Source organism: Capnocytophaga sputigena (genome assembly GCF_002302495.1).
Classification (GTDB): Bacteria; Bacteroidota; Bacteroidia; order Flavobacteriales; family Flavobacteriaceae; genus Capnocytophaga; species Capnocytophaga sputigena.
The window spans coordinates 1,679,653-1,703,448 of record NZ_CP022379.1; the positions used below are offsets into that span (position 1 = coordinate 1,679,653).

Genomic DNA, 23,796 nt, shown 5'->3' on the forward strand with positions numbered 1-23,796 from the left:
TAATTTTAATTTTATATATATTTTTTATGAAAAACCTCAGATTTTTAACCTTAGGGCTCACCCTGATAGCCCTTCTTTTTACAGCTTGTAAAAAAGATGACAACAACGGTGGCGAACAAGCCCCTCAGCGACTTACTTTAGAGAAATCGGCAGTAACCGTAAAGCAAACTGAAAGCACTATCGTGCGCATCACAGCAGGCAATGGCGGTTATAAGGTAGAGAGCGCCGATAAAAACATTGCTACAGCAGCAATCGAGCAAAACAACGTGAAAATCACAGCAATAGCCGAAGGACAAACCACTCTCACAGTATCCGATGCTAAAGGACAAAAAGCTGCTATAGCTGTAACCGTTGAAAGCAATATCGACCCTAGCGAAAGACTTTCGGTAGAAAATCAAGCGCTTACCCTTGTAAACGGGGAAGAAGAAGTGAACAGAATTCTCAATGCCGAACACAATGGCAATATCAATCTTTCTTTTACAATCAGTCCTGCAGGAAGTGTGAGTATCACTGTGGAAACCCGCATTGTAAATGGTAACCCCGACGGTAAAAACCTACGTGTAAAAGCTCTTAATGTAGGTACTGCTCAAATAGCAATAAAAGATAATACTAACAATCAAACTACTTCTTTCAAAGTAACTGTTACTGCCGCTGAGCTTACCATTGCTAAAACTGCTGCTGAGGTAGAAACCGAAGCTACTACCGAAGTCCGTATCAACACGGGTAATCCTAGTTATACCATTACTTCTTCAGCTGATAATATTGCAACTGCTGAGGTAAAAGAAAAAACTGAAAAAGTTGCTGGTAAAAACGATACGCACCACTATGTAATTATCAAAGGAGTAGCTGCAGGTACCGCTACTATCACCCTTAAAGACAGCCAAAACAAAACAGTAGCTATCACTGTAACCGTAAAAGCCAAAGACGATATTTTTGAAGTAAGTAATGACGGTGTAGTAACCCTCAAAGCAGGGGCTACTGCTAAAGGAGCTATCAAAATGCCTGCTACAGGAACAAGTGTAGGAGCAAGTGCTTTTTCTAGCAATGATGGTATTACCTCTGTTGATTTTAACAACGTAACTAAAATAGGAAAAAGTGCTTTTCAATCATCTAAGACTCTTGTTTCTATTGTGGGAACTAAGATACAAGAAATAGAACAAGCTGCTTTTGCCCTATCTTCTCTTAGCGAAGCTACCCTACCTGCTACCCTAACTACTATTGGCAAAATGGCGTTTATGAACTGCAAAAAATTGACAAAAGTAACTGTGCTAGCTACAACTCCTCCTGCAGTACAAACTAATACTTTTAACGGCATCAATGCTAATGCAGTACTTTATGTACCTAAAGGGAAAAAGGCTGACTATGAAGCGCAAGCAAACTGGAAAAGTAAATTCAAAGAAATTAAAGAACTCGAATAATTTAATCATTAAATAAGAAAACGGAGTCGCAATCCTGCGACTCCGTTTTTTATTCTCCTAAACTCTCTTTGATATTGATGAGAGTTTGCTTGATATGTTCTAATTTCTCTATAAGGGCAAAATTGTCGAGTGTTTTTTGTTTTTCTTCTTTCAGGCGTTGGCGCGCTCCTTCAAGGGTAAAGCCGCGCTCTTTTACTAAGTGATAAATCAGCTTGAGTTTTTGAATGTCGTCTGCTGAAAATTTCCTACTGCCTGAGGTTGTTTTACGCGGACTGATAATCTCAAACTCCTTTTCCCAAAAGCGTATCAGCGAGGCATTTACGCCAAATGCCTGCGCTACTTCGTTGATACTATAATAGAGTTTTTCGGGTAAGTCAATATTAGGCATTAGGGGATAGGGATTAGGGGTTAGGGGTTCTGATGATTTTTACTTGCTTGATGCGCTTTTTATCAAAAGCTTCTACAATGAATTTGTAGTTATTGAAAAGAATAGGGATGCCTTTTTGAGGGAAATTACCTGCTATCTCTAAAAGGAAGCCGGCAAGAGTTTCGGCATCACCGCGTTTTTCGTCAAAAAGAGCCTCTTCTTCATCGTTGAAATCGAGGATGCGATAGAAATCCTTTAACACTGTTTTTCCTTCAAAAATAAAGGTGTTGTCGTCTACTTTGAAGTAGGTTACATCATCGTCGTCAAACTCATCGTTGATACTGCCTACAATCTCTTCGATAATGTCCTCTAAGGTAATCACGCCACAAGTACCGCCATACTCATCAACCACTACGGCGAGGTGTATTTTCTTTTCTTGGAACTCGCTGAGCAAATCGTCGAGTTTTTTGTTTTCGGGAACGAAAAAGGCATTGCGTTTCACACTATTCCAGTCGAAGTCGGTTTTATCTAAGTGAGGCAAGAGGTCTTTGATGTAAATAACCCCTGTGATATTGTCTAAATTCTCGCGATATACGGGAATACGCGAATAGCCTATGGCTACAATTTCGTTGAGCAACTCCTGATAAGAAAGTTCTTCGCTGAGGGCAAAGATATCTACGCGGGGCACCATTACTTCGCGCGTTTCGGTATTGCCAAATGATACGATGCTCTCTAGTATTTTCTTTTCCTCATTGGTGGTGTCTTCTTCCGAGGCAAGTTCTAAGGCTTGTGAGAGTTGTCCTACCGAAATATTTGTTTTCTGCTTGCCTAAACGCTTCTGAATCCATACCGTAAAGGCTTTCATCGGTACGCTGATGGGGGTAAAAACTGAATCGAGTACATAGATAAAATAGCCTACCCGTTGTGCAAATTGTATGTTGTTGCGATTGGCATAGATTTTAGGCAGAATTTCACCGCAGAGCAAGAGGACAAAGGTTACTACCCCTACATCGAGTACAGTTCGCACCCAAGGAGTGGTGATGCCGCCAAAGAGGAAGTCGCCTAAATCCACGAAGAGGAGTACGATGGAGATGTTTACCAAATTATTGGCAATGAGCACTGTTGCCAATAGTTTTTTAGGATTATCAACGAGCTTGGCGATGATATTGCTAGAAGGTATTTTCTCCTCGCGGAGGGTATTCACTTCGGCAGGAGTGAGTGAAAAGAGAGCTACTTCAGCTCCCGAAATGAGAGCCGAACATAGCAATAGCACTACAAACACTGCAAATTGAATAACGATACTCACATCGATAGCTAAAAAAGGCATCAATGCGAGTACCGACAAAGGTTCTGTTTCCAAAATATTATTATTTCGTTATACATTTAGAAAGGCGGCTGGGTGCTTACCGGAGGTTCATACCCTTTAGGTTCCGCCGTTTTTGGGGCAGTTTTGGGTTGCCCGTCGCGTTTGGGGTTTGGTAGGAAAGTTACATCAGTAGCGTGGATTTCAGTCATATAGCGCATTGCGCCGTCTTCCGTTTGCCATTTGCGCGTTTTGATGCGCCCTTCCACATAGATAAGGTCGCCTTTGTGAGTGTATTTTTCTACGAGTTCAGCGAGCTTGTTGCGCACGATGATAGTATGCCATTCGGTACTGCTCATACGCTCGTTGGTAGCGCGGTTAGTATACTCATCATCAGTGGCTAAGGGGAACTGACCAATGCAGTTGCCTTCGCTAAAATACGTAAGTTTTACAACATCTCCCATACGACCTATGAGAATAACTTTATTTAAAGTTCCGTTCATTGATAAAATATATAAATATAGAGTTGATAATCAAAATATTTTTCAAAAGTACAACTTTTTTTCTACTTACCAAAATTTGGTGATGAAAATTGCTATTAATAGTACTCATAAATGATAAAGCGACCTTGGGAGTTGGTGGGGACTTTTATTTTCTTTTCGCCTTTGATGAAGTGGAAATTGCGATGTGTTTCCCCATTGTCGATGATGGTGCCGTGCTTTTTGTCTATTTTGATATGGAATTCGTACATATCGGCTTCAAAAGGCAGGTCTTTGCCATAGGTATTATAGCGTTTGTGAGGGATATAACCTTCTGAGCCTCCGCTGTAAAACTCCAGAGCGCTGCCTCGGTGGTCATATTTGGTTACATATTCGCCATAATATTTTTCACCTTTTAACGTATAGAGTCTGCTTGGGGCTAAAGAAATGTTTTGAATGGCGAGCAATACATACTTTGCTTTGATGTACTTCACTTGCTGTAAGGAGTCTAAGGCTTGTGGTGAGAGTTGAGCAAAGGTATTAGCAATACAAGCAATAACGAGTAAGAGTGTTAATTTCATAAAGGAGTAAGTTTAAATATTTTTACATTTCTATCAAATGACCATCAAATAAAAAATTAGGACTTTATTCAGCGTACAAAGATAAGGAATAATTTCTATTTTTCCTATTTCCAAAACTTGGTGATGAAATTTAAACTTGGTGATGAAATTTATAGGATTGAGAAGAGGAGTGATGGTATGTGAAACACGAATTTTCACTTGACGATGATTTAGGTGTAAATATCCTATTCTTCTCTTTCAAAAATGTATAGATTTTTCTTTACATCTTTGATATACAATTTATTACCACTTATATATAAGGGTTGAGATGGTACTAACTGATTGCGAGAGGTATTTCGTTCTTCTTGAGTGATAAGTTCGTATTCCCATACTAACTTTCTCGCCTTGTAATCAAAAATACCTATCCAACCTATACCTCCATATTCTTTATGTTTAGAACCTAAAAAAGTGAAATAATCACCTTGAAGGAGAGGGGTGTAAACAGACTCATATTGTCCCATTCCTTCGGGGTCTTCCTCGCGAAAATTATATTCTTCTTTTATGGCAAATGTTTGAGTATCTATAATGGTAACCATATTATATGACATACAATACAAATTTCCGTCTTCTTCTTTTATATAAATGTGTCCAAAAGCCTTGTTTAAATGATAATTATATTTCTCATCTGTTGTATGAGGAGAGGCTACTTTTTGGACTTCCCCTGTCTCTATATCTAAGGCAATAAGTCGACCTAAGTTGCTTACTATCCATAGATAATTGTTAGTAATGCCTAAAAATTTTCCGATTTTATCTTCTTCATCAGGATAAGGAGAATCCCCTAAGGAAGCAATGGTAAATTGCCAAAGTGTTTCTGTATCGGTATTGATACGCTTTATCTCTCCCTCGAAAATATCATACGCTATAATGATATTTTTTTCTACATATAGCTTATATGGGATATACTCTTTGAAAATTAGCTGGTTAATCTCTAAATCAAGAATATTGAAGTAATTTTTGTAATCTTTTTTATCAAGATAATACTTCCAAACCCATTTATCATTAGAAGGAGATAATAAATCTGCTTTTTCAATAGTTTTTAAAAGTATCCCATCTTGCCATATTTTTAAACACCTTGCTCCATCTACTGTGAAGATTTTTTGACCTATTGCTATTATGTCTAATGGTACTTTTTCTAAAGGTATAAAGACCTCATTAAAAAGTATTCCTTTAGTAGGTTCATCTACTGAATAGACCTCTGTTTTTGGGTCAAAAGCTTTTACTTTTTGGATTTCTTTTATTTTTCTAAACTTCATAAATTATAGTCAAAAAGAAATGGTTTGCGAATTTATCAAACGGAAATTGAGAGTTAGAAGTGACTCTAACTCCTTTTTATAAGTATGTATATTATCAAAGAAATTCCTTATAGCATCTCGGAATTCTGTCTTGTTCCGATAGAAACCCGTATTGATTACTTTTTTTCGTAAGAATTTCCACAAGCGCTCTATTAAATTGAGGTTCGGAGAGTATGGAGGCAAGAAAATTTGCTTAATTCTATTATCTTCTACCCAGTTTTGAAGCTCTTTATTGTGATAATAGCGAACATTATCGGATATAATATAAATATTTTTAGCGTTTGGATGCTTTTTAAGAGCTAATTCGTAAAGTTCTTTTGTTGATTCTGCATTAACGCATTCACAATCAAGAGCTATTACATCTGTAACATCATAAGCATTAAGCAAACCATTGATATTCACTCTATCACGCCCACTAACTGTTGGTTGTTGAAACTCTTTACCTTTCTCTATCCAAGCATAAGTGGAACGGCTGTTGTGTGTAGGATGAACACCATCGGCAAAATACACCACATCCCCTTCTTCCTTTTCTTAAAGAATTTTAGAGAGCGCTTCAGCAAATAGTTTTTGTTTTAAAGGATCCGCCTCACAAGGCACTTCGGTTGTTTTCTTATAGGAAAAACCAATTCTGTTAAGTAAATCAGCCATTCCTTGTGGAGTATAGGTAACTTCAAAAGTGTCTTTAACCCATTGAGATACTTGTTTTGCATCTGTATAAAGATGTGTGCGTAACTCTTGTTTTAAGGATTCTATTTGAAAAATATTAAGCAGACCTTGATAACCTCTATAACGATTCTCAAGGAGTTTATCTAGTCCTCCTTCAAGATATAAGGAACGATAACGATAAATAGTAGAAATATCTATACCCAAGCAATCAGCAACAAAAATAGGAGTATTGCCCATAGAAAGCATCAAAATGCAGGTAACTCGGGCATAATCCGAGCGACCTTGCAAGTTGCGTTGGAGCTTTCTAAGTTCCTCTATTTCTGTTGGTGACAGTGTTAGTTCCATAGACAGTGCAAAGATAATATATCTTTTATTTATTCGCAATTTAAATTTGTTTGAAAATATTTTGCTAATCAAAAAAATATCCTTACATTTGCGTCATTAATTTTTAAATGATAAAGTTATGTTGCATTTTTTCAAATCCATCAGAAGATCAGTAAAACACTGGTACATTCCCCTTATATTAGGGATTTTGTTCATTCTTTGTGGTATAGGGGTAATTATATCACCACAAGATTCTTATCTTACCCTTTCAATACTCTTTAGTCTTTCGTTCTTAGTATCGGGGATAATTGAAACCTTCTTTGCCCTACAGAATACTAAAAATCTTAATGGTTGGGGCTGGTATTTGGTAAGCGGACTTATTTCATTGATAATGGGTATCTTTTTACTTATGTATCCTGCCCTATCAATGTTTATATTACCATTGGTAGTAGGTTTTACGTTGCTATTCCGTTCGTTTGAGCTACTTGGTTTTGCCTTCGAAGAAAAAGAAGCAGGCGTACTGAATTGGGGGAACTTAGCCATAGTGAGCGTATTGAGTATTATCCTCTCGTTCATTTTGATTGCTAATCCTATCTTTACAGGTATCTCATTAGTAGTATTCACAGGTTTAGCATTTATCTCCACAGGTATTTCATCTGTAATACTTTCGTTCAATCTGAAAAAGTTAAAAGGTTCTGCTCAAAAGTTATCAGATGATTTAAAGAACCGCATAGAAGACCTCGAAAAAGAAGTGAAAGAAGCTACGAAATAACAGCAAATTAGTAAAATACCACTGGCACAAGTCTATAGTTATACCTATGATTACAGAGCTATAGTGCTTTTTTGCAGAAAATACCTCCAAAGAATTAAATACTCTTTGGAGGTATTATGATTTTATAATTGACGCCCCCTGCTGGCGCGAGCTTGTAGCTCGTGCTACTATAAATAACTCTATTGTAACACCCTGCTATCGCTGGCTTTCCTACACCACACACTTTAAAAGCGATTGATTATCATAAATACTCATAAATGATAAAGCGACCTTGGGAGTTGGTGGGGACTTTTATTTTCTTTTCGCCTTTGATGAAGTGGAAATTGCGATGTGTTTCCCCATTGTCGATGATAATGCCGTGCTTTTTGTCTATTTTGATATGGAATTCGTACATATCGGCTTCAAAAGGCAGGTCTTTGCCATAGGTATTATAGCGTTTGTGAGGTATATAACCTTCTGAACCTCCGCTATAAAACTCCAGAGCGCTGCCTCGGTGGTCGTATTTGGTTACATATTCGCCATAATATTTTTCACCTTTTAACGTATAGAGTCTGCTTGGGGCTAAAGAAATGTTTTGATCGGCGTGCAATACGTACTTTGCTTTGATATATCTCACTTGTTGTAAGGAGTCTAAGGCTTGTGGTGAGAGTTGAGCAAAGGTATTAGCAATACAAGCAATAACGAGTAAGAGTGTTAATTTCATAAAGGAGTAAGTTTAAATATTTTTACATTTCTATCAAATGACCATCAAATAAAAAATTAGGACTTTATTCAGCGTACAAAGATAAGGAATAATTTCTATTTTTCCTATTTCCAAAACTTGGTGATGAAATTTAAACTTGGTGATGAAATTTATAGGATTGAGAAGAGGAGTGATGGTATGTGAAACACGAATTTTCACTTGACGATGATTTAGGTGTAAATATCCTATTCTTCTCTTTCAAAAATGTATAGATTTTTCTTTACATCTTTGATATACAATTTATTACCACTTATATATAAGGGTTGAGATGGTACTAACTGATTGCGAGAGGTATTTCGTTCTTCTTGAGTGATAAGTTCGTATTCCCATACTAACTTTCTCGCCTTGTAATCAAAAATACCTATCCAACCTATCCCTCCATATTCTTTATGTTTAGAACCTAAAAAGGTAAAATAATCTCCTTGTAGTAAAGATTTATATACAAATTCATATTGCCCCATTCCTTCGGGGTCTTCCTCGCGAAAATTATATTCTTCTTTTATGGTAAATGTCTGAGTATCTATAATGGTAACCATATTATATGACATACAATACAAATTTCCGTCTTCTTGTTTTATATAAATGTGTCCAAAAGCCTTGTTTAAATGATAATTATATTTCTCATCTGTTGTATGAGGAGAGGCTACTTTTTGGACTTCCCCTGTCTCTATATCTAAGGCAATAAGTCGACCTAAGTTGGTTACTATCCATAGATAATTGTTAGTAATGCCTAAAAATTTTCCGATTTTATCCTCTTCATCGGGATAAGGAGAATCCCCTAAGGAAGCAATGGTAAATTGCCAAAGTGTTTCTGTATCGGTATTGATACGACTAATAAAAGAGCCTAAAATATCATACGTTACAATAATGTTTTTCTCTATGTATAACCAATGCAGGCTATCTTTTTTAAAAGTAGCTTATTTGTTTCTAAATCAAGAAGGTTGAAAAATTTCTTATATTCATTGTCATATACAAATATAACAGAATAAGGTTTTCCAAAATTAATATATTTAATATTCATATTATTTATTGGTAAAAACTTATCCTCAACTAATTTTTCACAATATCCATCACTATACTTAATATATAGTACCTTATCTATCTTTTTTAAAATCATAGGAGTATATCTCAAAGGATATATCTTATTGTTAAAAAAAAGATAGTTTTGATTCTCTCCTTTATAAGCATATAAGTTTAAACCAGCATCGAATTCGGTTACATTTTTCTTTGTTTCTTTCAATTTGTATTTTTTCATCGGGTAATAAGAATTGAATTTCTAAAAGGTTTATAATCAATCTCTTTCGACAGCAATTTGTTTTTCGCCAATCTTTCTAATTCAAATTCATCAGTTATACCAATTTTCTGCCAAAGTTGTTTTTTTGCATAATAAACTCCTTCAGCATCTTTAGCTATAGCACTTTCAAGTTTTTTTATGATATCTTCTTTTGTAATACCTCTACCTCCTTGTTGGATAATATATAGCTGGTCAAAATCATCAATAACTTCTAAATACGCTTTATATTGCCCTAAGTTTTGGAACATATTACGAGCTGTAGAATAGTTTTTAGTATCTATGAAAATACTTATAGGGAAACCTTCAGAATTTAAGGCTTTCCACTTGATATCAAACCTAAAATCACCTGCCTCATCTGCATAAGAAATGAGGTCTTCTAATTCTAATTTTTGCAGGGTGCTATGGAATTTAGCGGGTAGGTAGGATTTGATATTTCGGATTACCTCTAAAGAGGTAGCTCCTGCTTTGAACTTCCTCGTTACTTTTCCATTTAGTAATATTTTGTTTTTAATTAATTTTCTCTATATGTATATAATGATGTTTTTTTTCTTTTGATAGAGAAAAGACCCCTTCTTTTTCCAAAAAGTAATTTATAAAATCATAGTCAAAAATATAACATTCATCATATAGATTAGGAATTTGAAATTTCTTTTTTAAAGAGAGAGACAAACCAAAATTATCTGTCAAAACAATTTTATCTACATTCTCTTCTCTAACATAATTTTGAACAATAGATAAATTCATTCTACCTCTTTGAAATGTAGCCACTCTACCTTCTCCCGTTGTTGATTGATAATATACTAATAAAATAATAGTTTGATACTTCTCTGACAACCTTCTCAAGAACTCATCATAAATGTATAGTGAATAATTGAATTGCACCTCTATTTCTATCCAGTTCTCATATTCAGATGAAATAATAATAGTCTCTTTGGGTGCATAGAGCCACCACTTTGGAGTATCTAAAAATTCTATTCTTTTTATAGAATAGAAAGTTTTAAACTCATTAATAATATTATCTATATTATCATTTTTTACATAAATTTTTGAAAGAGTCCCCATCACAAGTTACTTTATTATTTTTCCTAGTTCATCTAATGAATTTGCCACGATTACATTTTCCCCCGCTGGCGTGAGCTTGTATAAATAACTCTATTGTAACACCCAGCTATCGCTGGCTTTCCTACACAACGTACTATAAAAGCAATAGAATATCAGGGTAGTCAACTTTGCCAAAGGTTGTAGCACGATGAGCAATTAAAAACTTTGGCAAACTGTAAAGGTGCTAATACAATTTTAAGACTTTGCGGACAGTTTTATAAAAATAGTTTGGTTTAAAATCTTTTAATTCCTCGTATTCAGCCTACAAAGGTATAAAATAATTTCTATTTTTCCTATTTCCAAAACTTGGTGATGAAATTTGCGGTGAGTGCCGATACGGGGTAGCGGTGTATATCGCTGATGGGTATGCTGTTGTCAAGGGGTTCGGGGGTGGTGATAATCCAAAAAGAAGTGTGGATATGCTGGTGCGTGAGTTTGTGGATTACGGGTGTTTCGTTGTATAAACTCACGGTAGCTGTGGGGTGAGCGGTAGCTATGGTGTCGGCACTGACGGGAGCGTGTGTTTCGAGTAACGGAAACTCATAGAGTCCGTGCCATATATCTTTGCCTTCACGCTTTTGCAAGAGGGTTTGTCCGTAGGGGTTTAACCATACGAGGTAGTTGAAATAGCGTTTTTTGATAGTGATTTTCTTGAGTTTTACGGGGAGTTCGTTCACTTGCTGGTTTGCCCAAGCCCAACAGTGGTCGCGCAATACGCAATTAGCGCAATCAGGACTCTGGGGGGTGCATTGCAGTGCGCCAAACTCCATTATTGCTTGGTTGTAAACACCTGCATTGGCTTTGTCTAAACACTCGTGTGCCAAGGCTTTAAACTCTTTTGCTCCTTGAGTGCTGTTGATAGGGGTTGCGATGCCAAACACACGTGAGAGCACGCGGTATACATTGCCATCGACTACGGGGCAGGGTTCGTTATAGCAAAAAGAGGCGATGGCACTGGCTGTATAGTCGCCTATGCCTTTGAGCTTTACGAGTTCCTTATAGGTTTTTGGGAAGATACCACCCAGTTCGGTAGCGATGTATTGGGCGGTGTGGTGCAGATTTTTGGCGCGGGAGTAGTAACCTAAGCCCTGCCATAGTTTGAGGACTTCTTCTTCGGGGGCGTTTGCCAAATCGGTGATGGTGGGGTAGTTGCTGATAAAGCGCTGGTAGTAGGGGAGACCTTGTACCACGCGCGTTTGCTGGAGGATAATTTCGGAGAGCCACACCTTATAGGGGTTGGTAGTGCCACGCCAAGGCAATTCGCGCTGGGCAGTGGCATACCAATTCACTAATTTGTCGGAAATAGGTTTCAGGGGTTAGGTTTTAGGTGTTAGAGAGTGTTGCTACTCATTGGTGAATTTGCTAATTAGATAACTACAGCTGTACCGCTAACAGTAACCATTAGCATACCGCCGTTAGCACCTACGGTTTCATAATCAAGGTCGATACCAACGATCGCATTAGCGCCTTTTTGGGCAGCGCGTTGTTGGAGTTCGGCAAGGGCAGATTCTTTAGCTTCGATAAGGACTTTTTCGTAGGTAGTAGAACGTCCGCCAAAGAAATCAGTAAGTCCAGCCATAAAATCTTTAATCGCATTTGCCCCGATGATAGTTTCACCAGTAACGATGCCTAAATACTGTTTGATAGGTTGTCCTTCGAGGGTAGGGGTAGTTGTTAAAATCATAGTGTTAATTTCTTTGATTTGTCAATTTGCCGATTAGCAAATTTGCTAATTTTCTGATTTTTCAGAGTTGTTAGCTTCGGGTTTCTTTTCGTTGGGGTCTTTAGCAGCATCTTTGAATTCGCGAATGCCACTGCCCAAACCGCGCATTAGTTCAGGGATTTTTTTTCCTCCGAAGAGCAATAATATAAGGGCTACAATAATGATGATTTGCCAAGGTCCTACGACCCCTAAAAATATACTTAGCATAATTTCTATTAGTTAAGAGGTAAGAGATAAGAGGTAAAGTGTTACCTATTAGCTATTACTTGTTTGTGGTGCAAAGGTATGAAACAATTAGCAATTAACAATGTATGATGAATAAAATTTATTATAGAGTTAGTTAATTAACTAATTTATTTAAATTCAATTGATTTGATAATTGCTTCGAGTTCAAAGAGCATATCGCGTTTGGCAACTCCTGGAGCATATAGGAAACCTTCTACAACTAAGAGTCGGTTATGGGCTTTATCCTCAATGATGTAGTTGATATAAGGACCTCCAAGAGCGAAGCCTTTTACTTCCCATAAGCCTTTGCTTTCAATAGCTTTATGTCCTTTGATCATCACCTCACTGATGCTGGGGGCAAGGTAGGTTTCGGTAACCATATACATACCTTTTTCGGGTCCTGGGATATATTTTTCGCCTATAGAATCGCGCATTTTCACAATAGCTTTGGCGCGTCCTTCCTCATCGGTAGGGATGCTACCAAGGGGCATTTCGTAGAGGATGATGCTTGCTTTACCGCCTTTGATAGGGCGTTCCATCCAAAAGAAGTTGTTGCCGTACTTTTGGATATTAAACACGTTAGGCATAGTGAATTTAACGCCTAAGGTATTTTCTACTTGTTTGTCTTTACTAAGGGAATTATCAAAGCGTTTGCGTGTTTCGGTAAGTTCACTGTTTTTAAACTCATTGACAAACTCTTTGTGGTATTCTTCAACCTTGCAAGCGATGTCGCGTACTTGTTTGCCTTGTACTACACACACTACTTGAGGTTTAGCAAAAAGATTTTCTTTTACAAACGCTTTTTTCTCATCGCCGCGTTGAACGATGAGGATATTGCGGCTATTGCGGGTATTGCCTTCAAATACTTGGGGGGGAATTTGATGGAGAGTAAAGGTAGGTTCTTCGGTAGGTAGCCCGTCTACAGGAGCAGCGAAGTAACGGCGAATGGTATCACCTATGGTGCCTTCCCATAAGTCGTTGTCAATCACCACAGCTACACTGTTGATAGGACCTACTGAAGGGGGCAAATAGGTGTTGTTTTTGTCATTGTTAGTATCGTTGCAAGCTGCAAAAAGGAGAGCGCTCAATACGCTAAAGAATAATAGGCGTTTCATAAAAAAGATAATTTTCTGCTTTTCGCAAAAATGTGTAGCTAAAATCGTTCCAAAGTGATATTTTTCTAAGAAAAAAGCTGGTGATATTTAGGTAAGAGGTAAGAGATAAGAGGTAAGAGAGTCTCAAACTGATTACTAACGACTAATAATTCACTACAATATTGAGACGTTTGGCTAAGAGTTTTTGCAGCTGGATGTAGTTCATTACGTTCTCTAAAAGTTCTTTCTTTTCTTCTTCGTTAGCTTGCGCCATTTGCTGTGTAAGACTTTGGATGAGATGGTGAACTAACAAACTCCTGATGTTGAGGATAATATCGCCTACAATAGTTTCAAGATGAGCGTCTTTTGCTTTGGGGACGATGTCGCGTTTGCTCCAATCGTGTAGCTGATTGTTTTCGTCGTCTAACAACATTCCCGATACTTTTTCACTTAGTTCTATAGGCAACTCGTTGGCGATGCGATTGACGTCATAATTAGGGTTTTCGCTGAGTTTGCCCATCAGCAGTTCGTAGATTTGTTTGAAATCGGGGTTGGCGAGTTCTATTTCGTCTTCTTGGAGTTCGAGGAATATTTTTTCGTAGATTTTCAGCGTTTGCTGTACTTGCTCCTCTTTGAGGGTGCCGTCTTCCTCTTCCACGAGTATGGTATCGGTGAATACACATTCTCTATTGCCGTAGAGCAAAAGGTTTTTGATAAGGTCGTATTCCAAGACTTCTAAGCGATTTACGGTGCGTTTTTGGGCTTCTTCTGGCGTTTGCACTACCTGCATCGCCGCTTTTTGCTTGCGCTCTACTTTTTGCCCCTCATAAAAGTCCTTTTTGAGGATTTGTGCCAAAGTAGAGAAGAGCACCTGCTCGGAAATATCCATAATGGTAGCGCACTCACGCACATATACTTCCCGCTTGATAAGGTCGGGGATTTTTGAGATGCTCTCTACCATATCGCGTATGGTTTCGGCTTTTTTGATAGGGTCGTTCTGCGCCTCTTGCATTAGGAGGGAGGCTTTGAAGCGAATGAAATCGGTAGCGTTGTTTTCGAGGTATAACACGAGGTCTTCGTAGGCAGTTTTGCGGGCAAAGCTATCGGGGTCATCGCCATCGGGGAAAGAGCAGACCTTCACATTCATACCCTGTTCCAAGATGAGGTCTACCCCACGAATGGAAGCGCGCAAGCCTGCGGCATCGCCATCGTACAGCACTGTGATGTTGGGGGTAAGGCGGTGAATGAGGCGGATTTGGTCTTGTGTAAGTGCTGTTCCGCTCGATGCTACTACATTTTCGATGCCTTTTTGGTGCATTTGAATCACATCGGTATAGCCTTCCACCAGATAGCAATTATCGGCTTTGGCGATAGCTTGTTTGGCAAAGAAGATGCCGTACAGCACTTTGCTCTTGTGGTAAATCTCGCTTTCGGGAGAGTTGAGGTATTTGGCTTGTTTCTTGTCGTTGGTGAGGATACGCCCTCCGAAGCCCAATACCCGTCCACTCATAGAGTGAATGGGGAACATCACGCGCCCTTTGAAGCGGTCGAATTTACGGTCGCCATTGACGATGGTGAGTCCTGTTTTTTCTAAGAACTCCAACTGATAGCCTTTGGCAAGGGCGGTATCGGTGAAGGCTGTCCATTCGTCGGGTGAGAAGCCTAAGCGGAATTTTTGGATGGTTTCCTCAGTAAAACCGCGCTCTTTGAAGTAGGTCATACCGATAGCTTTGCCGGCTTCGGTATTGAAAAGGGTGTCCTGAAAATATTGTTGGGCGTATTCTGATACAATATAGAGGCTCTCGCGTTCATCGGCTTGTGCTTTTTCTTCGTTAGATTGCTCGGTTTCCTCAATATCGATATGGTATTTTTTAGCCAAATAGCGAATGGCTTCGGGGTAGGTGAAGTGCTCGTGTTCCATTAGGAAGGCAATAGCATTCCCACCTTTGCCACTACTGAAGTCTTTCCATATTTGCTTTACGGGCGAGACCATAAAGCTGGGCGTCCGCTCGTTAGAGAACGGACTCAGCCCTTTGTAATTAGACCCTGCGCGCTTGAGTTGGACGAAGTCGCCAATGACTTCCTCCACCCGCATTTGGTCGTATACTTTATCAATGGTGTTTTTTGAAATCACTGTGTTTTAGGTAAGAGATAAGAGGTAAGAGGAGTAGTGTTATTTTACTTTTAATTCTTTAAATAGCAAAGTTATACAATTATTTTGGAAAAGCAATATTTTATTGGGTGAAGTAGATTAATTTTCGCCTATAGATGCTCAGTAATTTTGATTTGGAAATAAAGCCTTCGTACTTGCCGTTCTTTACTACGGGTAGATTCCACGCGCCAGTGTGCTGAAACTTATCCATTACAGTGCTCATTTTGTCCTTGCCCATTTCTATGATGGCAGGTGGTTTTTGCATTAGTTCTACGGCAGGAATCTTATCGTAATAATCGGTTTCGAAAATTAAGTGTCGTATGTCGTCAAGCAAGATTACGCCTTGTAGCGTACCCGTTTCGCGGTCGAGTACGGGGTAGATGTTGCGGTTTGATTCGCGTACAGCGTTGTACACCACCTCGCGGAGTTTCATATCGGTATATACGGGGGTGAAATTGTGTTCCACTACTTGGTCGAAGTCCATTAGAGTGAGTATAGATTGGTCTTTGTTTTGGGAGATGAGTTCTCCTTTTCTGCCTAATTCCATTGTGTAAATAGAATATTTATTGAAATATTTGGCTACCGAAAATGATACCGCAGCTGTGAGCATCGCGGGTACTAATAGCGAATAACCTCCGGTTACTTCGGCGATGAGGAAAACGGCTGTAAGGGGTGCGTGCAATACGCCCGTCATTAGGGCAGTCATTCCCACCAAAGTGAAGTTAGGCAAAGCAGCTTTGTAGCCCAAGATAGGAAACTCATTGATAATCCGTGCTAAGCAGTTGCCCATCACTCCGCCCATAAACAACATAGGCGAAAAGATTCCCCCAACGCCTCCTGCCCCAAAGGTGAGTGAGGTAGCAACGACTTTGGCAAAGGTAAGTCCCGCCAAAAGTAGGATAATCACCCACGCATTGGATAAATCCCAACCGAAAATATTGCTACTCAGTGATAATTCGGGGTGACCTTCTTTCAAATGATTGATAATCTCGTGTCCTTCGCCGTAAAGCGGTGGCATTATGTAGATAAGCAACCCCAAAAGAGCTCCGCCTACAACTATTCGCAGCCAAGGAGAAGATAGTTTTTTGAAAAAAGCATTGATTTTCTCATAAATATACGTAAAATAAGCCGACATCAGTCCGCCTACGACCCCTAAAAGAATGTAAAACGGAATGCCTTGCAATGAAAAAGCACGTGTGATCGTCATTGGGATTAGTACTTCACTACCAAAGAAGAAATAAGAAGTGAATACCCCGCAAAGGGAAGCAATAAATAGCGGAATGAGCGATGAGAGCGTTAAATCCAAGCCAAAAACCTCGATAGCAAACAATATGGCTGCAATAGGCACTTTGAAGATAGCTGCCAAAGCCGCTGCACAGGCACACGCTAAAAGCAACATTCGGTTTGACTGGTTGATGTGAAAAAATCTACAGATATTAGAACTAATGCCTGCTCCTGTTACTACCATAGGTCCTTCGAGCCCTACCGACCCCCCAAAACCAATGGTAATAGGCGCTACAAGAATACTCCCATACGCCTGATAACGTTTCATTATCCCTTTTTGATGGGCTACTGCATAGAGAATTGAGGGGATTCCGTGATTTACATCGTGGCGTATTACGTATTTTTTTACTAAATAGACAATGGCAAAACCCAACATCGGGAGGATAAAGTAAAATCCGTAGGTAATTGTTTGTGCGAGTTTGCCGTCTAACAGCCACTGAATAAGGTGTGTGAACGAGCGCATTGCCAAAGCCGCTAAGCCTGTGGCAATACCTATTACCCCGCTGAGAATGAGGATAAAATGCCTATCGGAAATATGTTTTACACGCCAAATTAAAAGGCGTTTGAGAAGATGTTGTGGGTGGGCAGTCATTGTTTATATTGAAAAATCAGCGGCAAAAGTACGAAATATTTACTTTTTTCACTACCTTTGTACGAACTTTGTACGAACTAATACAGATAAACAATGGAAATACATCTCAAACGCGTATATGAAGAAAACGACCCTAACGATGGTTTTAGAGTACTTGCCGACCGCCTTTGGCCTCGCGGCATTAAAAAAGAAGCACTTGCTTTAGACCTTTGGGCAAAGGAAATCGCCCCAAGCACCGAATTGCGCAAACGCTATCACCAAGACGGTGATTTTGATACTTTTAAAAAGGATTATACTGAAGAACTAAAACACAATGTGGATTTTCCCGCTTTTTGCGAAACGCTGAAAACTCACAAAGTGGTAACCTTGCTCACTGCCAGCAAAGAGATTGACAAAAGTGCCTTACCTATACTGCTATCTCAAATAAGCTGACCTACTTCGTCGTGAATGTAGTGCTGTCCTTCACAGAATTGCGCTAATTCTTCTGCAATAAACTTTTGCACTTCTGCAATAGAAGTTTTAGGGTATAACAAGTGCACATTAGCACCTGCATCAAGGGTGAAGCAGAGCGGTACTTTGGTGTCTTTGCGGTATTGCCACACACGCTGAATGACTTCTAAGGTATTGGGACGCATCAAGATAAAGTATGGAATGCTGGTTTGCATCATCGCGTGAAGGGTGAGGGCTTCACTTTCTACAATCTCCATAAAATGCTCAATATCACCAGAGGCAAAGCAGCTAACGAGTTGGTTGATATTCTCATTAGCTTGTGCAAAACGCGCCTCAGCAAAAGGGTGACCGTGCATCAGGTTATGCCCAACGGTGCTACTCACTTGCTTCTGCCCGCGGTCGATGAGCAAAATAGTATCTTGATAATTTTGAAAAACCTCGTGAACGGGTAGGGGGTAGGTAATGCCATACTCGTCCGAACTACCTGCAATAGCAGGATGTTCACCCCATACTACTATGTTGCCTTTTACACTGCGGCAAGCACTGCCCGAACCTAAGCGCGCTAAGAAAGACGCTTTTTGCCAAAAGGCTTCTTCGGTATAAGTTTCGCCTAATTCTTTAGCTATTTTCATCAAACATACCGAAAGTGCTGCCATAGCACTCGCCGAGGAGGCAATGCCACTGCTATGAGGAAATGAATTATGAGAGGCAATGTTGAAGTGATAATCCTTTAAAAAAGGTAGGTAAGGAAGAATACGCTCAAAAAAAGTGTGAATTTTAGGGTGAAATGACGGTTTAGGTTGTCCTTCAAAGCTAAAGTTAAAAGAAAAAGAATCACCTGAAGCTATAGAAAGTTCACTTCTACGTTCGTAATCGATAGAAGTTTCGGTATAACAATGCGTAAGTGTAAAACTAATAGAGGGGTTTGCAGGGAGTTGTTCTCCCTTTTTGCCCCAATATTTTACGAGGGCGATATTACTAGGTGCTTTGAATGTTGTCATTTTTATTAGGTAAGAGGTAAGAGGTAACAAGTGTCACGTCCTAAAATTGGTTTACAGTTATTTTGTCAGTTTGAGTAACATTTATTCTTTTCACTCCAAAAGTCTAAAGTGTTTTCTAATTCTGTTCTTGCCTTACCCGACCATTTTACTCACATATTTTTTTCTAATAGTCTCAAACAATTCTTCTCCATCAATCCAATTGCCATTTTTAACATCTTCGCGAGCTAAAGCAATAGCTTCTCTATCTTCATCAGTAATTAGAGAGGGATATTTATAAGGATTGGTTACCTCAATCCCTATGGTAGCAAAGTAATCAACTATTTGTTGATACTCTTCAAAATTAATATTTTTGTTTAAGACAAGTGTGTTCATATTACTATTGGTCTTTTTGGGGTTACCCTTTATCTCAAAGGTCGGTTCATCACCAAGTCGATGTAGAGATTTACCTTGTCTTTGAGCTCTTTGCGGTTTACGATGAAGTCTAAGAAGCCGTGTTCGAGCAAGAACTCAGCGGTTTGGAAGTCTTCAGGAAGGTCTTGCCCTGTGGTGTCTTTCACTACGCGCGGACCTGCAAAGCCTATGAGGGCACCTGGTTCGGCAATATTGATGTCGCCAAGCATTGCAAATGAAGCGCTTATCCCTCCGGTTGTAGGGTCGGTACAGAGAGAAATATAAGGAAGTTTAGCTTCGTCGAGCTGTGCGAGTTTGATAGAGGTTTTAGCCATTTGCATTAGCGAAAGAGCAGCTTCCATCATTCGCGCCCCTCCCGATTTAGAAATCATTAAGAAAGGCAATTTGTGTTTGATAGCATAGTCGATAGCACGACAGATTTTCTCACCTACTACACTTCCCATAGAACCCCCGATGAAAGCGAAATCCATACAGCCTATGACTATAGGTTTGCCTTTAGAGTTACCTACGGCGGTGCGAACGGCATCTTTAAGATCCGTTTTTTGGGTGGCTTCTTCCAATCGCTGGGTGTAGGCTTTCGTATCTACGAAATTCAGCGGGTCTTTAGAAGTCATTTTGGCATTGAGTTCCTGAAATTCGTTGTTATCAAACAATATCTGGAAATACTCTTTGCTGCCTATGCGCACGTGATAACCATCATCAGGACTTACATAAAAGTTGGTAGCCAACTCATCTTGTTCCACGATGTTACCACTAGGTGATTTATACCATAATCCTTTAGGGATATCTTTCTTTTCCTCAGTAGAGGTTTGTATTCCTTTTGCTGTTCTTTTAAACCAAGACATAATCAATCAGTTTTAGTAAAGCGCAAAAGTACAAAGTTTTTTTTAAATAGCAATTTTTAGGAAATAGAAAACTTCGTCAAAGGCGGTCGCACTGCAGGTGTTGAGGACTTTGACGAAGTTGTTGTAATTAAGTTTGAGAGTGATACTTTTAGTAATGTTGTAGTAAGCCATAGGTTATCACTCTATTGACCTATATGCCTACATTGCAAGATGTTTCATAGGCAATACGTTTATCAATTCTCCGCTACAAAGGTAGTGCTTTGTTGTTCGTTTGTCAAGAGAATTAACATTTTTAACCTTCTGTACGGATAATATTAAGAAGACGACTCCTTGCAGAGGTATAACAGCCCAAAACTCAATCCTAAAAAGATAATGTTATGAGGGGTTCCTGCTATGAGAATGAGTCCGAAAAGGAGGGTGTAACCAAACATATTTTCTTTCCACTCCTCGCCGTAGCTGTAGTATAGAATAACGATGTAGAGCAGGGTAATCCACAATATGTAAAATATAGGGTAGAACTTTGTCCCTTTCCCTTGTTGTTTTTGGACTAATAGCAAGGCAATGAAAAAAGTAACTGCTCCTATGGTGCTGTATGTCAGAGGAACTTCTTCGGTGAAGAAGTCTTTTGGGCGTCCTTCTATTAGCAGTTGTCCTGCAAAGATGAGTATTGCACCTGCGAAAAAACCGATACTAATGAGTGAAATTCTCAGTAACCAAGGTAGTTTGCTTAAAAAGTTTATCATTTTTTTACTCAAAAAATCAAGCGACAAAGGTATTGAAAAATTAGTGAATGAGCAAATGATAAAATTAGCAAATGAGCAGAAAACTTCTTTAAAGTTTGTAAAATTCATTTTATTTTCTTTCTTTTGCGGAGAAAAGTTATTGGAATATAAGAAACACGTTATCAGGAAGGAAGATGCCACTTTCCAAACTCAAAGAGAAAAAATTAACAAGTGAGTTTAAACATTGGTTAAGCAAGTAAGGGGTAATGTTTTAAATCCTTATTGATAAAGCACGAGCTAGTGGGGGGATTATTATGGAAGTAAGCACAAAAAAGAGATTTTTTTGAATATACTTTGCTCTTATGAGTATCTCTAAAAACAAGCAAAAGCGAATATTATTATATTTTTAACAAAAAGTTAACATTTCTAATTTGCTTGTTTTGAATAGTTTTCTTTTCTTTGCGCGATAAATCACTTAAAACCGTAATAAAATGAAAGGCGTGATGTTTCTTATTAGTAGTGTTTTCTTACTGGCTGGTTGCCAAAAAGAAGATACATCGCTTCAAGAGGAGGGCATTACCTTGCAGGAGCCACAATTGCTCATTAATGCTCAAGCCAAATGGTAATACTACTAAAATACCAGGGCTTACCCATTACAATATTACCTTAGACAAAAGACTACTAAAAGAAGGTTCTAATCTTGCTATTGCTAAGACTATTATTCACAAAACTTTACACGCTTATATGTTGATGCAATTAGATAGAATGAGAATTGAACGGCAATATAATGATATAGCTGAAAGGCTAATACTTTTATATCAAAACACTCAAGTAGGGTAAAACAAAGATGCTAATATCACACAGCATAAGTTAATCACTGAATTTGTGGAGGCAATGGCTGAATCCTTAGCTCGATATGACCGTGGACAACATTCATTGGAGTATTATAGGTTGATGTCGTGGGGAGGTTTAGAAAAAACTGATGAATATAAAGCACTTCCAGAAGCAGAAAAAGAGAAAATTAAAAGAATTTTATACGATGAACTCACTAAAAATAGACCATAAAATAGTTTTTTTCTTGACGCTCCTCTTAATGAGTTGTAGCACTTCAAAAATAGACCCTAATACAGAAAAGATAGCAGTATTAGGCAAAGATTATACCATTGAAAAGTATAAAATGAAAAAGAGAGAAATAGGAGGTGCCCGTCTTACTTTTGATGTAACAACAAGAGGGTTTGAACTCCCTGCTAAATATTTTTTCTTTTCAGTAAATAATATTTATTTTAGATTTCCAAATGATAAGAACACAATTACTTTGAATGTAGAAAGTGGTAGTAAATATAATGCAAAAATCACCACCCTTGGTTATAAAATGATTCATATTAATAATATAAAACCTCGACAAAGAGATTCTCTTGTTATAAAAGCACGTTTATTTGAGGAAGAAAATGTTATTTTGTATTGAATAATCATACTCCCCATTTCTAAGTGGGGAGTATTAAAAAAATGTGATATGAAAATCTTACCAATAAAAAAAATACTTTCCTTTTTTGCCATACTTATGCTTATAAGTTGCTATCATTCTGGCTCCCATAAGGTAATTGATAAAAAGCCTAAAAAAGCCATTTTAGGGGAGGATTATACCATTGAAAAATATAGGAGTAAATGTACCTCAGGGCAAATTACATTTCAAATTGTTGATGATGCAGGAAAAACTCCTGATGTACCGTTCTATATAGAGTATAATGGAATGTTCTTTTTTGATAAACCTATTGTTACATTTAGAGTTTTCAGTGATAGAAAATATAATTTTAATATAGGTTCTCACACCTCTCAAACTATGAAAATATTAAATATTAAACCGCAGTCAGGCGATTCTCTTGTTATAAAAGCAGAAATAGTAGATGAGGGGATATTAGCTCGTAAAAAAATACGCTTTAAATAATAGATTAAAAAAGTAGTGGCAAAGTGTAGCTTTGCCTTAAAATAATATATGAAAGATATAATAACCCTAGCAATTGTAGTAGTAAGTCTGCTATCAATGGGATGTAATTCCCTTAAAAGACAAATAAACCCTAACCAACAGAAAATAGGGGTAGAAGGAGAGGATTATACCCTTAGTTATCACAAACTAAAAGATAGAGGTACAGGATTTTTAAACATCAATGTAATTGAATATGGTGACCCTATCCCAAGTGATCGTTGGTATCTATGGGTTAATGGCGTTCCTATATTCAGACCTAAGGAAAATTATTTGCGTCTTTCTCCTAATAGAAAATACGATATGTGGGTAACGGGAGTAATGGCAGGCAAAAGTGTCTATATCAAAAACATAAAAGTAAAAGAAAATGATTCTATAATGCTTACTGTTTATTTAAAAGATACTTTAATGACTATAGATTAAAAAAGTAGTGGCAAAGTGTAGCTTTGCCTTAAAATAATATATGAAAAAAGTAATAACCCTAACAATTGTAGTAGTAAGTCTGCTATCAATGGGATGTAACTCCCTTAAAAGACAAATAAACCCTAACGAACGGAAAATAGGGGTAGAAGGAGAGGATTATACCCTTAGTTATCACAAACTAAAAGATAGAGGTACTGGATTTTTAAATATCAATGTGATTGAATATGGTGATCCTATCCCAAGTGATCGTTGGTATCTATGGGTTAATGGCGTTCCTATATTCAGACCTAAGCAAAATTATTTGCGTCTTTCTCCTAATAGAAAATACGATATGTGGGTAACGGGGGTAATGGCAGGCAAAAGTGTCTATATCAAAAAAATAAAAGTAAAAGAAAATGATTCTATAATGCTTACTGTTTATTTAAAAGACACTTTAATGACTATAGATTAAAAAAAGTAGGGGGCAAAGCTATACTTTGCCCCCTACTAAAATATATGCTCTACAGGCGCAAGGT

General features: G+C 38.1%; 31 protein-coding genes and 1 pseudogene. 10 read left to right on the forward strand and 22 right to left on the reverse strand.

What is annotated here, in order from left to right:
- The first annotated feature begins 26 nt into the window (after positions 1-26).
- A complete protein-coding gene (locus CGC57_RS07335) occupies positions 27-1,418 on the forward strand; it encodes a leucine-rich repeat domain-containing protein (RefSeq protein WP_095898606.1) in 1,392 nt (463 codons plus the stop codon).
- 49 nt (positions 1,419-1,467) lie between these two features.
- On the opposite strand, the gene CGC57_RS07340 is transcribed toward CGC57_RS07335, so the two are convergent.
- From CGC57_RS07340 to CGC57_RS13015, 7 genes and pseudogenes are all read right to left on the reverse strand, one after another.
- Positions 1,468-1,806 (reverse strand): MerR family transcriptional regulator, encoded by a 339-nt coding sequence (locus CGC57_RS07340; protein ID WP_009414313.1) that lies wholly within the window; start codon positions 1,804-1,806, stop codon positions 1,468-1,470.
- Positions 1,807-1,819: 13 nt separating this feature from the next.
- A complete protein-coding gene (locus tag CGC57_RS07345) occupies positions 1,820-3,112 on the reverse strand; it encodes a gliding motility-associated protein GldE (RefSeq protein ID WP_095898607.1) in 1,293 nt (430 codons plus the stop codon).
- Between the two features lie 56 nt (positions 3,113-3,168).
- Positions 3,169-3,591 (reverse strand): single-stranded DNA-binding protein, encoded by a 423-nt coding sequence (locus CGC57_RS07350; RefSeq protein ID WP_040361708.1) that lies wholly within the window; start codon positions 3,589-3,591, stop codon positions 3,169-3,171.
- Between the two features lie 95 nt (positions 3,592-3,686).
- Positions 3,687-4,148 carry a hypothetical protein gene (locus CGC57_RS07355; RefSeq protein ID WP_095898608.1) on the reverse strand — a complete coding sequence of 154 codons (462 nt, stop codon included), beginning with the start codon at positions 4,146-4,148 and terminating at the stop codon, positions 3,687-3,689.
- A gap of 224 nt (positions 4,149-4,372) precedes the next feature.
- Positions 4,373-5,440, reverse strand: a complete 1,068-nt coding sequence (locus tag CGC57_RS07360; protein WP_095898609.1) for a PQQ-binding-like beta-propeller repeat protein — start codon at positions 5,438-5,440, stop codon at positions 4,373-4,375.
- Between the two features lie 9 nt (positions 5,441-5,449).
- Positions 5,450-5,995, reverse strand: a pseudogene (locus CGC57_RS13010) (IS630 family transposase); the annotation flags it as partial.
- A 15-nt stretch (positions 5,996-6,010) separates the two neighbouring features.
- Positions 6,011-6,490, reverse strand: coding sequence for a helix-turn-helix domain-containing protein (locus CGC57_RS13015; protein ID WP_232501580.1), 480 nt, complete (start codon positions 6,488-6,490; stop codon positions 6,011-6,013).
- Positions 6,491-6,608: 118 nt separating this feature from the next.
- On the opposite strand from CGC57_RS13015, the gene CGC57_RS07370 reads away from it, so the two are divergent.
- Positions 6,609-7,241 (forward strand): HdeD family acid-resistance protein, encoded by a 633-nt coding sequence (locus CGC57_RS07370; protein ID WP_002682371.1) that lies wholly within the window; start codon positions 6,609-6,611, stop codon positions 7,239-7,241.
- Positions 7,242-7,482: 241 nt separating this feature from the next.
- On the opposite strand, the gene CGC57_RS07375 is transcribed toward CGC57_RS07370, so the two are convergent.
- From CGC57_RS07375 to CGC57_RS07420, 11 genes are all read right to left on the reverse strand, one after another.
- Complete coding sequence (locus CGC57_RS07375; protein ID WP_095898610.1) at positions 7,483-7,944, reverse strand: hypothetical protein; 462 nt, start codon at positions 7,942-7,944, stop codon at positions 7,483-7,485.
- 224 nt (positions 7,945-8,168) lie between these two features.
- Positions 8,169-8,531, reverse strand: coding sequence for a hypothetical protein (locus CGC57_RS13020; RefSeq protein WP_232747210.1), 363 nt, complete (start codon positions 8,529-8,531; stop codon positions 8,169-8,171).
- A gap of 329 nt (positions 8,532-8,860) precedes the next feature.
- A complete protein-coding gene (locus CGC57_RS13025; protein WP_232747213.1) occupies positions 8,861-9,238 on the reverse strand; it encodes a hypothetical protein in 378 nt (125 codons plus the stop codon).
- Complete coding sequence (locus tag CGC57_RS07385; protein WP_095898611.1) at positions 9,235-9,525, reverse strand: chaperone HtpG; 291 nt, start codon at positions 9,523-9,525, stop codon at positions 9,235-9,237. Before CGC57_RS07385 ends, CGC57_RS13025 begins: the two co-directional genes overlap by 4 nt.
- 259 nt (positions 9,526-9,784) lie before the next feature.
- Complete coding sequence (locus CGC57_RS07390; protein ID WP_095898612.1) at positions 9,785-10,339, reverse strand: hypothetical protein; 555 nt, start codon at positions 10,337-10,339, stop codon at positions 9,785-9,787.
- Between the two features lie 332 nt (positions 10,340-10,671).
- Positions 10,672-11,667 carry an A/G-specific adenine glycosylase gene (gene mutY / locus CGC57_RS07395; RefSeq protein WP_262482403.1) on the reverse strand — a complete coding sequence of 332 codons (996 nt, stop codon included), beginning with the start codon at positions 11,665-11,667 and terminating at the stop codon, positions 10,672-10,674.
- A gap of 77 nt (positions 11,668-11,744) precedes the next feature.
- Entirely contained in the window at positions 11,745-12,062 is a 318-nt protein-coding gene (locus tag CGC57_RS07400; protein WP_095898614.1) for a heavy metal-binding domain-containing protein, read from the reverse strand.
- A 45-nt stretch (positions 12,063-12,107) separates the two neighbouring features.
- A complete protein-coding gene (locus CGC57_RS07405) occupies positions 12,108-12,308 on the reverse strand; it encodes a Sec-independent protein translocase subunit TatA/TatB (RefSeq protein WP_095898615.1) in 201 nt (66 codons plus the stop codon).
- Between the two features lie 146 nt (positions 12,309-12,454).
- A complete protein-coding gene (locus CGC57_RS07410; RefSeq protein WP_095898616.1) occupies positions 12,455-13,441 on the reverse strand; it encodes a DUF4837 family protein in 987 nt (328 codons plus the stop codon).
- Between the two features lie 142 nt (positions 13,442-13,583).
- Positions 13,584-15,554 carry a DNA primase gene (gene dnaG, locus CGC57_RS07415; RefSeq protein WP_095898617.1) on the reverse strand — a complete coding sequence of 657 codons (1,971 nt, stop codon included), beginning with the start codon at positions 15,552-15,554 and terminating at the stop codon, positions 13,584-13,586.
- Between the two features lie 100 nt (positions 15,555-15,654).
- On the reverse strand, positions 15,655-17,448 hold the full coding sequence (locus tag CGC57_RS07420) for a chloride channel protein (RefSeq protein WP_095898618.1): 1,794 nt from the start codon (positions 17,446-17,448) through the stop codon (positions 15,655-15,657).
- A gap of 93 nt (positions 17,449-17,541) precedes the next feature.
- Between CGC57_RS07420 and CGC57_RS07425 the strand changes: the two genes are divergently transcribed.
- Complete coding sequence (locus CGC57_RS07425; protein WP_002681948.1) at positions 17,542-17,880, forward strand: DUF488 domain-containing protein; 339 nt, start codon at positions 17,542-17,544, stop codon at positions 17,878-17,880.
- On the opposite strand, the gene CGC57_RS07430 is transcribed toward CGC57_RS07425, so the two are convergent.
- From CGC57_RS07430 to CGC57_RS07445, 4 genes are all read right to left on the reverse strand, one after another.
- The gene (locus CGC57_RS07430) at positions 17,868-18,899 is read right to left on the reverse strand and encodes a diphosphomevalonate decarboxylase (RefSeq protein ID WP_095898619.1); all 1,032 of its coding nucleotides are present in this window, start codon (positions 18,897-18,899) and stop codon (positions 17,868-17,870) included. The genes CGC57_RS07425 and CGC57_RS07430 overlap by 13 nt on opposite strands.
- Before the next feature lie 132 nt (positions 18,900-19,031).
- Positions 19,032-19,271, reverse strand: coding sequence for a hypothetical protein (locus CGC57_RS07435; protein WP_095898620.1), 240 nt, complete (start codon positions 19,269-19,271; stop codon positions 19,032-19,034).
- A 29-nt stretch (positions 19,272-19,300) separates the two neighbouring features.
- The gene (gene accD, locus CGC57_RS07440) at positions 19,301-20,155 is read right to left on the reverse strand and encodes an acetyl-CoA carboxylase, carboxyltransferase subunit beta (protein WP_095898621.1); all 855 of its coding nucleotides are present in this window, start codon (positions 20,153-20,155) and stop codon (positions 19,301-19,303) included.
- 314 nt (positions 20,156-20,469) lie between these two features.
- Complete coding sequence (locus tag CGC57_RS07445; RefSeq protein ID WP_095898622.1) at positions 20,470-20,898, reverse strand: hypothetical protein; 429 nt, start codon at positions 20,896-20,898, stop codon at positions 20,470-20,472.
- A gap of 482 nt (positions 20,899-21,380) precedes the next feature.
- Here CGC57_RS07445 and CGC57_RS13120 point away from each other — a divergent pair, with 482 nt between their 5' ends.
- Genes CGC57_RS13120 through CGC57_RS07475 form a run of 7 tightly spaced genes read left to right on the forward strand, consistent with a single transcriptional unit; the run spans position 21,381 to position 23,732 of the window.
- Positions 21,381-21,503, forward strand: a complete 123-nt coding sequence (locus CGC57_RS13120) for a hypothetical protein (protein WP_262482404.1) — start codon at positions 21,381-21,383, stop codon at positions 21,501-21,503.
- Complete coding sequence (locus CGC57_RS07455) at positions 21,484-21,717, forward strand: hypothetical protein (protein WP_095898624.1); 234 nt, start codon at positions 21,484-21,486, stop codon at positions 21,715-21,717. The genes CGC57_RS13120 and CGC57_RS07455 overlap by 20 nt, the downstream gene beginning before the upstream one ends.
- Before the next feature lie 54 nt (positions 21,718-21,771).
- Positions 21,772-21,942 (forward strand): hypothetical protein, encoded by a 171-nt coding sequence (locus tag CGC57_RS12895; protein ID WP_157909313.1) that lies wholly within the window; start codon positions 21,772-21,774, stop codon positions 21,940-21,942.
- A complete protein-coding gene (locus tag CGC57_RS07460; protein ID WP_096088315.1) occupies positions 21,917-22,342 on the forward strand; it encodes a hypothetical protein in 426 nt (141 codons plus the stop codon). Before CGC57_RS12895 ends, CGC57_RS07460 begins: the two co-directional genes overlap by 26 nt.
- Positions 22,343-22,390: 48 nt before the next feature.
- A complete protein-coding gene (locus CGC57_RS07465) occupies positions 22,391-22,822 on the forward strand; it encodes a hypothetical protein (RefSeq protein ID WP_123862232.1) in 432 nt (143 codons plus the stop codon).
- 48 nt (positions 22,823-22,870) lie between these two features.
- On the forward strand, positions 22,871-23,281 hold the full coding sequence (locus CGC57_RS07470) for a hypothetical protein (protein WP_095898627.1): 411 nt from the start codon (positions 22,871-22,873) through the stop codon (positions 23,279-23,281).
- A gap of 40 nt (positions 23,282-23,321) precedes the next feature.
- Positions 23,322-23,732, forward strand: coding sequence for a hypothetical protein (locus CGC57_RS07475; protein ID WP_095898628.1), 411 nt, complete (start codon positions 23,322-23,324; stop codon positions 23,730-23,732).
- The last annotated feature ends 64 nt before the right edge of the window (positions 23,733-23,796 follow it).